The 13,242-nt window shown below is 69.8% G+C and carries 11 protein-coding genes; 1 reads left to right on the top strand and 10 read right to left on the bottom strand.

The window, feature by feature from the left end; genetic code table 11:
* Nucleotides 1-151 precede the first annotated feature (151 nt).
* From FS641_RS07065 to dnaK, 4 genes are all read right to left on the bottom strand, one after another.
* Nucleotides 152-562 (bottom strand): heat shock protein transcriptional repressor HspR, encoded by a 411-nt coding sequence (locus FS641_RS07065; protein ID WP_144762876.1) that lies wholly within the window; start codon nucleotides 560-562, stop codon nucleotides 152-154.
* 121 nt (nucleotides 563-683) lie between these two features.
* Entirely contained in the window at nucleotides 684-1,676 is a 993-nt protein-coding gene (locus FS641_RS07060; RefSeq protein WP_144761989.1) for a DnaJ C-terminal domain-containing protein, read from the bottom strand.
* 22 nt (nucleotides 1,677-1,698) lie between these two features.
* A complete protein-coding gene (locus FS641_RS07055; protein WP_144761986.1) occupies nucleotides 1,699-2,358 on the bottom strand; it encodes a nucleotide exchange factor GrpE in 660 nt (219 codons plus the stop codon).
* Between the two features lie 2 nt (nucleotides 2,359-2,360).
* On the bottom strand, nucleotides 2,361-4,229 hold the full coding sequence (gene dnaK / locus FS641_RS07050) for a molecular chaperone DnaK (RefSeq protein WP_144761983.1): 1,869 nt from the start codon (nucleotides 4,227-4,229) through the stop codon (nucleotides 2,361-2,363).
* Between the two features lie 174 nt (nucleotides 4,230-4,403).
* Between dnaK and FS641_RS07045 the strand changes: the two genes are divergently transcribed.
* Nucleotides 4,404-5,573, top strand: coding sequence for an ankyrin repeat domain-containing protein (locus FS641_RS07045; RefSeq protein ID WP_186317622.1), 1,170 nt, complete (start codon nucleotides 4,404-4,406; stop codon nucleotides 5,571-5,573).
* Here FS641_RS07045 and FS641_RS07040 read toward each other — a convergent pair.
* The 6 genes from FS641_RS07040 to FS641_RS07015 are packed head-to-tail and all read right to left on the bottom strand — an operon-like array spanning nucleotide 5,570 to nucleotide 13,181.
* A complete protein-coding gene (locus FS641_RS07040) occupies nucleotides 5,570-6,781 on the bottom strand; it encodes a glycoside hydrolase family 1 protein (protein ID WP_395879256.1) in 1,212 nt (403 codons plus the stop codon). The two genes, FS641_RS07045 and FS641_RS07040, sit on opposite strands and share 4 nt — an antisense overlap.
* 8 nt (nucleotides 6,782-6,789) lie before the next feature.
* On the bottom strand, nucleotides 6,790-7,662 hold the full coding sequence (locus FS641_RS07035) for an alpha/beta fold hydrolase (protein WP_144761977.1): 873 nt from the start codon (nucleotides 7,660-7,662) through the stop codon (nucleotides 6,790-6,792).
* Nucleotides 7,659-9,425 carry an ABC transporter ATP-binding protein gene (locus FS641_RS07030; RefSeq protein ID WP_144761974.1) on the bottom strand — a complete coding sequence of 589 codons (1,767 nt, stop codon included), beginning with the start codon at nucleotides 9,423-9,425 and terminating at the stop codon, nucleotides 7,659-7,661. Before FS641_RS07030 ends, FS641_RS07035 begins: the two co-directional genes overlap by 4 nt.
* Nucleotides 9,422-10,375 (bottom strand): ABC transporter permease, encoded by a 954-nt coding sequence (locus FS641_RS07025; RefSeq protein WP_144761971.1) that lies wholly within the window; start codon nucleotides 10,373-10,375, stop codon nucleotides 9,422-9,424. Before FS641_RS07025 ends, FS641_RS07030 begins: the two co-directional genes overlap by 4 nt.
* Nucleotides 10,372-11,352 carry an ABC transporter permease gene (locus FS641_RS07020; RefSeq protein ID WP_144761968.1) on the bottom strand — a complete coding sequence of 327 codons (981 nt, stop codon included), beginning with the start codon at nucleotides 11,350-11,352 and terminating at the stop codon, nucleotides 10,372-10,374. The genes FS641_RS07025 and FS641_RS07020 overlap by 4 nt, the downstream gene beginning before the upstream one ends.
* Nucleotides 11,349-13,181 (bottom strand): ABC transporter substrate-binding protein, encoded by a 1,833-nt coding sequence (locus FS641_RS07015; RefSeq protein ID WP_260855722.1) that lies wholly within the window; start codon nucleotides 13,179-13,181, stop codon nucleotides 11,349-11,351. Before FS641_RS07015 ends, FS641_RS07020 begins: the two co-directional genes overlap by 4 nt.
* Between the last annotated feature and the right edge of the window lie 61 nt (nucleotides 13,182-13,242).

The raw sequence follows: 13,242 nt of genomic DNA, 5'->3' as shown, positions 1-13,242 counted from the left end.
AGCGTAGCGAGACTGATACTCCAGTTCCACCAGTTCACGTGTTGTATTGCGCTTCGGTGATGGCTGGTCCACCGGAGCCCGACCGCGTGGAACACGGGAGCCCCGGACCGCTCGTGCGGTCCGGGGCTCCCGGTGTCGTCGGAGGAGTGGATCAGTGCGGGGGCCGCCAGAGCACGATCTGGGTGTTCCGCTGCGGCCGGGCGCCGGCACGCAGCGACACCGCGGCACCCGTCGTCGTCGCCGCGAACACCCGCGCACCCGGACGGTTGATCAGCTGGTCGGCCAGCGCCGTCTCCAGCTCGCGGACGCGCTCACGCAGCGCACGGTTGTCGTTCTCCAGGTCGAGCACCCGCCGGATCCCCTCCAGCGACACCCCCTCGGAGCCGAGGCGCGCGATCTCGCGCAGCTGGGCGATGTCCCGCATCGAGTACCGACGGGACCCACCACGGGTCCGGCCCGGTACGACCAGGCCGAGCCGGTCGTACTGCCGCAGCGTCTGCGGGTGCATCTCCGCAAGTTCCGCAGCGACCGCGATCGCGAAGACGGGCGAGTTCTCGTCCATGTCGGTCATGGGGTGTCCTTCCGTCGTCGCGTGGTGTGGAAACAGCCTGGAGGCTGGGCGAGCGTCCGTCAGGAAGCCGCGCCGAGCCTCCAGGCTGGTTCGTGCTGTGTCGTTGCGAGCGCTAGCTGCGCGCCTTGGCGAGGAGGTCCTCCCGGGGGTCCTCGTCCGGCAGGGCCGCCGCGAGGGCCTCGACGGCCTCCTTCGCCTTGTCGGAGAGGTGCGACGGCACCGCGACCTGGACGGTGGCGAGCAGGTCGCCCGTCCCGTTCTTCGTCGCGACACCGCGGCCCTTGACGCGCAGGACCCGCCCGGAGGGCGTGCCGGGCGCGACCCGGAGCTTCACCGGCTCGCCACCGAGCGTCGGCACCTGGATCGTCGCACCGAGCGCCGCCTCGACGAACGTCACCGGGACGTCCACGCGGAGGTGCTGCCCGTCGCGCTCGAACACCGGGTGCTTGCGGACGTGCACGGTCACGACCAGGTCGCCTGCGTCACCGCCGTCGGGCGAGGGCTCGCCGCGGCCGCGGAGCCGGATCTTCTGCCCGTCGGCGACCCCGGCGGGGATCCGGACGTTGACCGGTCGGCCGTTGCCCTGCGCCAGCTTGATCGTGTCGCCGGCGATGGCCGTGACGAAGTCGAGCGTCGTCGTCGCGGTGACGTCGCGCCCCTTCGTCGGACCACCGAAGCCGCGGTACCCGCCGGAGGACTGGCCGAAGCCGGTCCCACCGCCGAACATGCCGCCGAGGATGTCCTCGAACCCACCACCGCCGCCCTGGCCGAACCGGACGCGCTGTCCGCCGCCCTGCTGCCCGAACATGCCGCCGAAGACGTCCTCGAACCCGCCCTGGCCCCCGCCGCCCGCCGTGAAGCGAGCGCCGGAGCCCATGGCGCGGACCTGGTCGTACTCGGCGCGCTGGTCCTTGTCGGAGAGGACCGAGTACGCCTCGCTGATCTCCTTGAAGCGGTTCTCGGCGGCGGCGTCACCCGGGTTGGAGTCCGGGTGGAACTGCCGCGCGAGCTTCCGGTAGGTCTTCTTCAGCTCAGCGTCGCTCGCCGTCTTGTCGACGCCGAGGACCTTGTAGAAGTCCTTGTCGAACCAGTCCTGACTGGCCATGAATCCCTACCTCCTCCCGCGCTCAGGCCGGGACCGCCACCGCGACCTTGGCCGCACGGAGCACGCGCTCGCCGAGCTTGTAGCCCGGCTCGACGACGTCCGCCACGGTCTGGCCGGTGGCACCCGGGGTCGGGAGCTGCACGATCGCCTCGTGGATGTTCGGGTCGAAGGACTCGCCCTTCTCACCGATCTGCACGAGCTTGAACTTCTCGAAGCCGCCGCGGATCTTCTGGCCGATGACCTGCATGGGGCCCTCGGTCAGGTCGCCGTGCGCCTCGGCGCGGGTCAGGTCGTCGAGCGCCGGCAGGAGTGCACGCACCACCTCGGCGATCGCGACCTCGCGGTTCGCCTCGCGGTCGCGCTCGACGCGCTTCCGGAAGTTCACCAGTTCGGCCTGCGCCCGGAGCATGTCCGCGCGCATCTCGGCGACCAGGTCGCGGTCCTCGGTCGACAGCTTGTCCTCGGCGATGCCGCGGGCGGCGTCGGCGAGCAGTGCCTCGTCCTCCGGGGAGAGGTCGTTCGCCGCGTCCGCAGCCGGGCCGCCGGCGGCGGGGCCGTCCGTCGGTACTTCGACGTCCGGCCCCTCCGCCTCGACGAGGTCCTCTGGCTCGGCCGCGTTCGTGGCGTCGCCCTCGACCTGGGGCTCGCCCTCCTCGGGCACGTTGTCCTTGGGGTCCGTCATGGTTACTTCTTGTCCTTGTCGTCCTCGTCGTCCACGACCTCGGCGTCGACGATGTCCTCGTCGTCCGCCTGCGCCTGGCCGTCGGCCGTCGGCTGCTCGCCACCGGCCGCGGCACCCGCGTCCTGCTGGCTGTAGATCGCCTGGCCGAGCTTGCCCTGCGACTCGTTGAGCTTGTCGAAGGCGGTCTTCACGGCGTCCTCGTCCTCACCCGCGAGGGCGGACTTCAGCGCGTCGACGTCGCCCTGGACCTCGCTCTTGACGTCGGCGGGGAGCTTGTCGTCGTTCTCCTTGATGAGCTTCTCGATCGAGTAGACGAGCTGCTCGGCCTGGTTGCGACGCTCGTTGGCCTCGCGACGGGCCTTGTCCTCGGCGGCGTGCTCCTCGGCCTCGCGGACCATGCGCTCGATGTCCTCCTTCGGCAGCGACGAGCCGCCGGAGATGACCATCGACTGCTCCTTGCCGGTGCCCTTGTCCTTCGCGGACACGTGCACGATGCCGTTGGCGTCGATGTCGAACGTGACCTCGACCTGCGGGACACCACGGGGAGCCGGCGCGATGCCGGTGAGCTCGAAGGTGCCGAGCGGCTTGTTGTCACGGGTGAACTCGCGCTCGCCCTGGAAGACCTGGATCGCGACCGACGGCTGGTTGTCGTCGGCGGTCGTGAAGGTCTCGCTGCGCTTGGTCGGGATCGCGGTGTTGCGGTCGATGAGCTTCGTCATCAGGCCGCCCTTGGTCTCGATGCCGAGCGAGAGCGGCGTGACGTCGATGAGGAGGACGTCCTTGCGCTCGCCCTTCAGGACACCGGCCTGCAGTGCGGCGCCGACGGCGACGACCTCGTCCGGGTTCACGCCCTGGTTCGGCTGCTTGCCACCGGTGAGGCTCTTGACGACCTCGGCCACGGCCGGCATGCGGGTCGAGCCGCCCACGAGCACCACGTGCGCGATGTCGCCCACCGACACACCGGCTTCCTTGATGACGTCGTTGAACGGCTTCTTGGTGCGGTCGAGCAGGTCGGAGGTCATCTGCTCGAACTGCGCGCGCGAGATGGTCTCGTCGAGGTTGAGCGGGCCGTCGGCGGTGAGCGTGAGGTACGGCAGCTGGATGCTGGCGCTCAGCTGGCTCGACAGTTCCTTCTTGGCCTGCTCCGCGGCCTCCTTGAGACGCTGCTTGGCGATCTTGTCCGTGGACAGGTCGACGCCGTGCTCGTCCTTGAACTTCTTGATCAGGTGGTCGACGATGCGCTGGTCCCAGTCGTCACCACCGAGGCGGTTGTCACCGGAGGTCGCGCGGACCTGGATCGTGGAGAAGTCGTCGTCCTTGCCCACCTCGAGCAACGAGACGTCGAACGTGCCGCCACCGAGGTCGAAGACCAGGATGAGCTCGTCTTCCTTGCCCTTGTCGAGGCCGTACGCCAGCGCGGCGGCGGTCGGCTCGTTGATGATGCGGAGGACGTTGAGGCCGGCGATCTCACCGGCGTCCTTCGTGGCCTGGCGCTCGGCGTCGTTGAAGTACGCCGGGACGGTGATGACCGCGTCGGTGACGTCCTCGCCGAGGTACTGCTCGGCGTCGCGCTTGAGCTTGCCGAGGGTCCGGGCCGAGATCTCCTGCGGCGTGTACTTCTTGCCGTCGATCTCGACGGTCCAGTCGGTGCCGATGTGGCGCTTCACGCTGGCGATGGTGCGGTCCACGTTCGTGACGGCCTGGCGCTTGGCGGTCTCGCCGACCAGCACCTCACCGTCCTTCGTGAAGGCGACGATCGACGGCGTGGTGCGGAGGCCCTCGGCGTTCGCGATGACGGTGGGCTCGCCACCCTCGAGCACGCTGACGACCGAGTTGGTGGTTCCGAGGTCGATGCCTACTGCACGTCCCATGTGGTGATGCTCCTTCTGTTGGATGCGTGGTGCTGAAGTCTGCCGGACTTGCGTCCGATGGGCTCAACTCTACTCGCACCACCGCCGACGTCAACCCAGGAAGCTGGAAGTTGCGTCCGAATGACTCAAGTTGTGGCGAGGGTGGCGCCACCGCTTCCCGCTAGTCTCGGACCCGTGCGATGGAGTCGAGTGAACTGGCCCTCGGTGGGCTACGTGTCCCTCGAGGACTTCGACGGACTCGCCGAACACCGGACCCGGCTGCTCGAGGACGCACCCCCGCCGGTCGCCGCCCTCGCCACGGTCCACTGGTCGGACTCGCGCATCGCGGCCTGGACCGCCGAGGCCGCTCGTCGCCGCCAGACACCCGACGACGACACCGCGGCACTCCCCGACCACGGCGAACCCGAGCCCGTCGTCCTGCACGCCGACGTGGTGGTCCGCAACGACGAGGTGCTCGACACCCCGGAGGGCCTCTGGCGGCGCTGGAACCACGCGCGCGTGCGGATGCGGTTCGACGACGCCGTGGTCGAACCTCCGCTGCTCGACCCGGCCACGCTCCTCGCGGGTGACGCCACCGTCGCTCGTGGTGAGCTCGAGCACGCCGGACGCGACACCTGGGAACTCCGACTGCTCGTCTCCCCGATCGGTGAGGTCGCGATCCGGTTCACGGACGTCACGGTCGAGGTCCGCAGCGTCAACGAGTCCGACTTCACGGACCTCGACGACCGGCCGGCCCGTGGCTGGCACGGCCCGGTCCCGGACGGCTGGGTCGAACTCGCCACCGAGGTCGTCCGTGCGGCGGCGTACGGCGACCTCGGCGGCCTGCACCTGGCCGACGACGCGAGCGACGTCGACGACCTCGATCCGCGCTGGGGCTTCGCCCCGCTGCACGCCGCAGCGTGGTTCGACCGCCCCGAGATGCTCGAGGAGCTCGTCCGCCGCGGGGCGTCCCTCGAACTGCCGGACGCGGAAGGGCGGCGGCCGCTGACGCTGGCCGTCGACCGCGACGCCCGCCGCGCACTCGCCGTGCTCGTCGAGGCCGGAGCCGACCTGGAGGCACGGGACGCCGACGGGAACACCCCGATCGTCCGCGCCGCATGGGGCGGCCACGCGGCCGCCGTTCGCGCCCTCGCCGCAGCGGGCGCCGATCCGACCACCCGCGGTTCGCGGGGTGCCACGCTGCTCATCGCCGCGGTCGACTCCGCCGACCTCGACACCGTGCGCGCCGCACTCGAGCTCGGCGTGGACCGCGAGGCCCGCGACGACGAGGGCTCGAGCGCCGCCGACCGCGCCGCACTCCTCCGGGAGCCGACCGTGGCCGAGCTGCTCGTCGCACGCGGCTAGTCGGACGCTCCCTGGTCCGTCGCGGACTCGAGCGCGTTCGCCCGAGCGACTCCCCCGTACCAGTGCGCCGACGGCTTCGGGGTGCGCTCGAACGTCTCCGGGTCCCAGGCGACGAGCCCGAACGTCGGCCGGAAGCCGGACGCCCACTCGTAGTTGTCCAGGAGCGACCAGTGCTGGTACCCGAGGACCTCGATGCCGTCCTCGATGCAGCGGTGGATGCCCTCGAGAGCGCCCTGCGTGTAGGCCACGCGACGGGAGTCGTCCGCGGTCGCGATGCCGTTCTCGGTGATCATCAGCGGCACGTGCCCGGACAGCTCCCATGCGCTGCGGAGCCCCTCGGCCGATGCCTCCGGCCAGAACTCCCACCCGGTCAGCGTCGTCTCGACGTCGTCGCGCACGGGCAGCGGCCCGTCCGGCCCGATGAAGGTCCTGGTGTACGCCTGCACGCCGAGGAAGTCGTCACCGGCGGCGGCTTCGAGGTACCAGTCGTCGCGCGGGTACCCGTACTCGCGGAGCATGGCGTCCGCGCCGGGCTCGCCGGTCGAGCGGAACGCCTGGGTCGCGATGGTCCACCCGGACTGGAGGCCGTCGACCTGGGAGAGGACGTCGCGCGACCGTCGGTGGCTGGCCAGCAGCGCGTCGGCCACCTGCAGGTCCGGGTTCGGCAGGCCGTAGGCCACCAGGTTCGCGGCGTCCTCGCCGCCGGCGAGCATCGCGGCGATGTTCGGTTCGTTGATCGTGCAGACGTAGCGGACGCCGTCGGCGACGACGGGCAGCGCCGCCTCGGTGTAGCGGGCGAACAGGTCGGCCGCGTCGGGGGCACACCAGAAGCCGTCGCGCTCGAACCACCGCGGCACGGTGAAGTGCATGAGCGTCACGATCGGTTCGATGCCGAACTCATGGCAGGTCTCGACCATGCGGCGGTAGTGGTCGACCTCGGCGCGGCTGACGGACCCGCGCTCGGGCTCGATGCGTGCCCACTCGATGCTGAACCGGTAGGAGTTCAGCCCGAGCTCGGCCGCGATCCGGATGTCCTCGCGGTACCGGTGATAGCTGTCCGCGGCGTCGCCGGACGGCTCGACGATCGTGGTGTCCGGTTCGTGCTCGTGCACCCACCAGTTGCTGTTGACGTTGTTGCCCTCGATCTGGTGGGCGGCGGTGGCGGCGCCCCAGAGGAAGCCGTCGGGGAAGTGCAGCGTGCTGATGATGGTGCCTTTCAGTGAGCGGAGAGGAACCGGTCGAAGACCTCGACCGTTCCCTGGGGGTTCTCGACCTGGGGGCCGTGCCAGCTCTCCGGGATGACGACGTACTCCGCACCGGTGTCCGAAGCCATCTGGCGCTGCCACGGGATCGGCCAGGCGCCGTCCCACTCCCCGTGCGTGACGAGGACGGGGAGCCCGGTGGCGCGGAGCTCGGCGGAGGAGTCGGTGTGGTCCTCGAGGACGTGTCCCCCCGCGACGACGCTCAGCGGGCTCGTCGCGTCGAAGCGCTCCCGGACCATGCGCACGTCGTCGGGGAGTTCGGCGTCCGGACGACCGGCCCAGAGCGGGTTCGTCGAGTCGAACAGCTGTCGGAGGTTCCCGTCGGTGTCGTGCAGGATCGTCAGCTCCGTCACCTTGCGGTACGGCCAGCCGTACGGGCCAGAGCAGAACTGCACGACGTCGCGGAACGCGCTCGGGTCCTGGATCGCGGCGGCACGGACGATCACGCCGCCGAGGGAGTGCCCGACCAGGTGCACCGGGGCACCGTCGTCGAGCAGCCGGGCGACGCGGACGACGTCGGCGGCCTCCTCGTCGAGGGTGTAGGCGGACGGCGAGGTCGGCGCTGCGGAGTCGGCCTGGCCGCGGCGGCTGATCGCGACCGCGGTCCAGCCGGCGTCACGGAGCAGGGGCATGAAGGTGCGCCAGTCCTCCTTCGAGCCGGTGTACCCGGGGACGACGAGCACGACGCCCTTCGACTCCCCCGACGGCACGACGCGGTAGGCGGTCAACCGACCGACGGGCAGGTCGATGCCGACGACGTCGACACCATCGGGGGTGGGCAGGTGACCGAACGGCGGGACGGTGGGGAACGCGTGCAGGTTCGTCATGCGCTCAGTCTGCGACGGGGGTTCGGCACGGCGTCCAGCAGCGCGACCGTGTAGTCGTCCTGCGGGTGCTGCAGCACGTCGGCGGTGCGGCCCCGCTCCACCACGGCACCGTCGTGCAGCACCATGATGTCGTCGGTGATGAGTCGGGCGCTCAGCAGGTCGTGCGTGATGTACAGCAGCGAGACGCCCCACTGCTCGCGCAGGTCCTCGAGGAGCGCGAGCACCCCGGCACGGAGCGTCACGTCGAGCATCGACACGGGCTCGTCGGCGATGATCACCTGCGGGTCGCTCGCGAGCGCCCGGGCGATGACCACGCGCTGCCGCTGCCCGCCGGAGAGCTGGTGCGGGAGCTTCTGCGCGAACTGCTCCACCGGCGTCAGGCCCACGGTGTCCAGCAGCTCGAGCACGCGGCGTCGGGCGTCCTTGCCGCGGAGTCCCGTGTAGTTCACCACGGGTCGCGTGAGCGTGTACTCCACGGTGTGCAGCGGGTTGAGTGCGGCGTACGGGTCCTGGAAGACCATCTGCACCTCGGACCGCAGGTCCTTCAGGCCGCGCCGACCGAGCTTCGCCACGTCCGTGCTGCCGAAGCGCACGGTGCCGCTGGTCGGCTGTTCGACGCCGGTCAGCATCTTCGCGATGGTCGACTTGCCCGACCCGGACTGGCCGACGAGGGCGAGCGACTGCCCTGGTTCGAGGGTGAACGACACGTCCCGGACGGCCAGCACCGGGTCCTCACCGCGGCGGGGCGGCGCGTACGTCTTGACGAGGTGGTCGACGACGATCGGGGTCTCCGCGGCGGAACGCTCGCGGGAACCGACGGTGGCGAACGACGAGGTCGTCTCCTGCCGGGAGGCCGAGCGCTGCGACCGGTCGGGGAAGCCCGGCAGCGAGACCACCTCGGCGCGCGGGTCGGCGTAGTGCGAGAGCAGCATCTTCGTGTACTCGTCCTGCGGGTCGCGGAGGACCTCGCGGGAGCCGCCGTCCTCGACGATCCGCCCCTCGTGCATCACGAGGACACGTTCGGTGGCCTCGAGCACGATGCCGAGGTCGTGGCTGATGAGCACCGCGGTGAAGCCCTCGGATCGCTGCAGCTCGATGATCGTGTCCATCACGGCGTGCTGCACGAGGACGTCGAGCGCCGTGGTCGGCTCGTCGAACACCATGAGCTGGGGCTCGAGCGAGAGCGCGATCGCGATCGACACGCGCTGCCGCATGCCGCCGGAGAGCTCGCCGGGGTAGCGGGCGAGCATCGACTCCGGCAGCTTCACCTTCCCGACGAGCTCCCGCATCCGGCTGTCCCAGCGCTCGCGCGGCACGTGGCCGTGGGCCTTGAAGACGTCGATGAAGTGGTTGCGGATCGTCCGGACCGGGTTGAGCGCGTTCATGCCGGACTGCAGCACCATCGCGAAGCCGCCCTGCCGCTGCTGGCGGAGCTGCTCGTCGTCGAGGTCACGGATGTCCTTCCCCGCGAAGACGATGCTGCCGCCGTTCGTCCGTGCCGGGGGCTTCTGCAGCCGCGTCAGCGCGTAGCCGAGCGTCGACTTGCCGGAGCCGGACTCGCCGACCAGGCCGACGAACTCGCCCTTCCGCAGTGAGAACGACACGTGGTCGACCGCCTGGACGGCGGTCTGTCCGGCGGACTCGTAGACGACCGACAGATCGCGGACGTCGAGCAGGACGTCGGATCCGGTGGGACCGTCGGACGGGAGGCGCGGGGCGGCGCCGTCACGGGCCTCCAGGCCGGTGGTGGGCTGGCTGCTCATGCTGCTGCCTCCTTCTTGCGGCGCGCGCCCTCGCGCAGCCGCGGGTTGGACACGGCGTCGACGCCGAAGTTGATGAGGGTGAGGCTCATCGCCAGGAGGGCGATGCAGAGGCCGGGTGCGAACAGCAGGATCCACTGGCCGGTGAGCAGCGCGTTGGAGTTCTGCGCCCAGTAGAGGATCGTGCCCCAGCTGACGATGGACGAGTCGCCGAGCCCGAGGAACTCCAGGCCGGCCTCGGCGAGGATCGCGCTCGTCGCGGCGCCGAAGAAGCTGCCGACGATGAGGCTCGTCATGTTCGGCAGGATCTCGCGGAAGACGATGCGGGTTGCACCCTCGCCGGAGAACTGGGCCGCCGTGACGAAGTCGCGACCGCGGAGCGACTGCGTCTGGGAGCGGAGCACGCGGGCACCCCATGCCCAGCCGGTCACGACGATCACCGCGATGATGACCGCGATGCCGCCGTTCTGCAGGTACGCGGCGATGACGATCATGAGCGGCAGGCCGGGGATGACGAGGAACAGGTTCACGATGAACCCGATGACCTCGGCGACCCAGCCGCGGACGTAGCCCCAGCTGAGGCCGATCGCCACGGCGACGAGCGTCGACAGGATGCCGGCGACCGCCCCGACGAAGACCGAGATCCTCGCGCCGTAGATGAGTTGCGAGAGGACGTCCTCGCCTGCGGCCGTGGTGCCCATCCAGTGGGCGGCGGTCGCGTCCGCGGACCGGGCGAACCCGTTCTGGCTGGCGCCGTACGGGGCGAGGAGCGGGGCCAGGACCGCCACGAGGACGAAGACCGCCAGGATGACGATCCCGATGCGGGCCTTGGTGTTGCCCCAGACGACGCCGAGCTGGCGGGCGGCTGAGCGCAGCTTGGAGGGGGCCTGCTGCTGGTCTGGGTCCTGTGTCCGTACCGCGACGGTGGCGTTGGGCGTGCTTGTGTTGGTCATCGACGCGTCCTCGGGTCCAGGACGCCGTACAGGACGTCCACGATGAAGTTGGCGATGAGCACCGACACGGTGATCATCAGGAAGAGTGCCTGCATGAGCGGGTAGTCCTGCCCGATGACGGCGTTGAACAGCAGGTAGCCGATGCCCGGGTAGCCGAACACCTGCTCGACCAGGACCGAACCGCCGACCACACCGCCGAGGGCCAGGCCGAAGCCGGTCAGGTTCGGCAGGATCGCGTTCCGGGCGGCGTAGCGGACGGCGACCGTGCGACCGCGCAGGCCGTTGGCCTCGGCGAACGTCACGTAGTCGTCGCCGAGCGTGTTGATCATCGCGTTGCGCATGCCGATGATCCAGCCGCCGAGGCTCGTCACGAGGATCGTCAGGGCCGGCAGGATCGCGTGTCGGACGACGTCGCCGATGTACTCGCCGGTGAACCCCGGGACGGATGTCGCCGACGAGGCGCCCGTCGTCGGGAACCAGTGCAGGACGTAGCCGAGGAAGAACAGCAGCAGCAGCGCGGTCCAGAAGTACGGGAACGTCGACATGAAGCTCCCCGACAGGGTCGGGAGGGAGTCCAGCCAGGTCCCGCGCTTCCAGGCCGCGGCGACGCCGATGAGGGTACCGATGACGAACGCCAGGATCGTCACCGCGCCGACCAGGACCAGCGTGTAGGGCAGGGCCCGGCCGACCAGGTCGCCGACGGGCTGCGGGTAGAACGTGTAGCTGACGCCGAAGTCGAGCGTCACGACCTGGTGCAGGTAGCTGACGTACTGGTCCCAGAGGTTGCCGGTCGGGACGCCGAGCTGGGCCTCGATGGCCTTCTTCGTGGCGTCGGTGACCGGGCCGTTCTGGCTGAGCTTCGCGAGTGCGGCGTCGGTCGGGCTGCCGGGCATGAGGCGCGGGAGCACGAAGTTGAGCGTGACCGCGGCCCACAGCGTCAGGACGAAGAGGACGAGTTTCTGCAGGATGTACTTCACTTGCCTGCCTCCTGTTCCTGCTGCTTCTGCTCCCGCAGGATCTGCTGGCCGGCGGCGCTGTCGCGGAGCCGGAGCTTCGAGAAGATGAGCAGCGGAGCCGAGTCGTAGTTCTGCGGGGCCATGTAGGGGTCTGCAGCGCTCGGCCACCCGACGAACTTGCTGGTGTTGAACAGCCCCCAGAGGCCGCCGTAGTACATGCCGATCACCGGCAGGTCGTCGTACACGACCTCCTGCAGCTGGTCGAGGATCTCCTGCTGCTTCGCGGTGTCGGTCGTCGCCTTGTACTGGTCGAGCAGGGCCTGGGTCTCCGGGTTCCGGTAGCGCTCGTAGTTGTTCACCGTCGACTTGCCGACGGGCTGGTAGAAGTCGGTGCTGAGCAGGGAGTTGAACGCCTGGAAGACGTCGCCGTTGCCCATGCCGCCCATCGCCATGTCGAACGTGCCGTTGTTGATGTTCTGCTGGTACCCGGCGGGCTGCGGGGCCTGGATCGTCACCTTGATGCCGATCGCCGTCAGGTTCCGGCGGACCTCCTGCGCGGCGCGGAGCCAGTCGGAGTAGCCGTTCGCGGTCATGATCGTGATCTCGAGCTGTTTGCCGTCCTTGACGATCTTGCCGCCCTGCTCCACGTAGCCGGACTTCGCGAGACTCGCCTTCGCAGCGGCGACGTCCTGCGTGACGACGCCCTTGTCCGGGATCTGCTGGTTCACGTACTGCTCCTGGTTCGGCAGGATCAGCCCGGTCTGTGCCGCCGCCGCGAGGTTGCCCTCGGTCGCGGTCTCGGCGATGTCGTCCCGGTTCAGCGCGAGGGAGATGCCCCGTCGCACGTTGACGTCGTTGTAGGGCGCCTTCGTGAGGTTCGGGATGAGGCCGATGACGCCGCCCGGCGGGAACCAGTACGTGTTCGTCGACGACGCGGCACCCCACGTGCCCTTGACGTCGGAGATGAACGAGTACGCCCAGTCGTAGCCGCGGGTGACCGTGTCGAGCTGCGTGTTCGTCGCGGGGAGGACGAGGTGCTCGATGGCGATGTTCTTCGCCTGCCAGTACCGCGGGTTCTTGTCCATCGAGTACTGCTGGTCGGAGTAGTTGCCGAGGACGAACGGACCGGTGCCGACGGGGTCCGGGTCACGCCACGTGGTCGGGTCCTTGACCTTGCCCCAGTGCTGCTCGCCGAGGATGTAGGTCTGCCCGATGATCGTCAGGCTCGGGACGTCGTCGGACTGCAGGTGGAAGACGACGTGCTGCCCGTGCTGCTCGATGCTCGCGATGTGCTGCCAGGCGCCCTTGACGTCCATCGCGGGGAACTTCTTCAGCAGCTCGAACGTGAACACGACGTCCTTCGCGCTGAAGGGCGTGCCGTCGGACCACTCGACACCGCTGCGGATCGTCATGTCGATCGTCTTCGCGTCCGGCTGGGTCCACGAGCTCGCGAGCCACGGGGTGCGCTTGCCGTCGAGGGGGTTCACCTCGATGAGCGGCTCGTACATCCACTTCGACGCGGTGCGGGCGTTCGCGATGTACGGGTTGAAGTTGCGGTCGAACAGCGGGTTGCCGTGGTCCGCGTTGATGAGCATCGTGTCCTTGCCGATGCTCGGGTCCGGCTGCGAGCGGACCTGGATGCTGCAGCCGGTCGCCGCGAGGGCGACGACCGCGAGACCGGCGAGGGCTGCCGTCAGGCGTCCGCGTCGGCGGGGGGCCGGTGTCTGCCGCGCCGGTGTCTGCGGGGCCGGTGTCTGCGGAGCCGGTGTCTGCCGGACGCGCATGCGCCGGGTGCCGGTGCGCTGATCGCGGGTGCGCTCATCCGGCGTGCGCTGTGGGGGAAGCGTCATTGCTCGGTCGACCTCCGTGTCGAGTGGGTACGAGGTCAATGTATGCGCTTACATCGCGTCG

The organism is Curtobacterium sp. 9128, from assembly GCF_007673775.1.
Taxonomy (GTDB): Bacteria; Actinomycetota; Actinomycetes; order Actinomycetales; family Microbacteriaceae; genus Curtobacterium.
Note: the sequence above shows the minus strand (reverse complement) of the source record. Positions and strands in the feature narration are given on the sequence as shown.

Bases quoted from the DNA above. Each gene is read 5' to 3' on its own strand.
- dnaK (WP_144761983.1), bottom strand. From the start codon at position 4,229: ATGGGACGTGCAGTAGGCATCGACCTCGGAACCACCAACTCGGTCGTC.
- FS641_RS07025 (WP_144761971.1), bottom strand. From the start codon at position 10,375: ATGACCAACACAAGCACGCCCAACGCCACCGTCGCGGTACGGACACAG.
- FS641_RS07055 (WP_144761986.1), bottom strand. From the start codon at position 2,358: ATGACGGACCCCAAGGACAACGTGCCCGAGGAGGGCGAGCCCCAGGTC.
- FS641_RS07060 (WP_144761989.1), bottom strand. From the start codon at position 1,676: ATGGCCAGTCAGGACTGGTTCGACAAGGACTTCTACAAGGTCCTCGGC.
- FS641_RS07015 (WP_260855722.1), bottom strand. From the start codon at position 13,181: ATGACGCTTCCCCCACAGCGCACGCCGGATGAGCGCACCCGCGATCAG.
- FS641_RS07065 (WP_144762876.1), bottom strand. From the start codon at position 562: ATGGACGAGAACTCGCCCGTCTTCGCGATCGCGGTCGCTGCGGAACTT.
- FS641_RS07035 (WP_144761977.1), bottom strand. From the start codon at position 7,662: ATGACGAACCTGCACGCGTTCCCCACCGTCCCGCCGTTCGGTCACCTG.
- FS641_RS07030 (WP_144761974.1), bottom strand. From the start codon at position 9,425: ATGAGCAGCCAGCCCACCACCGGCCTGGAGGCCCGTGACGGCGCCGCC.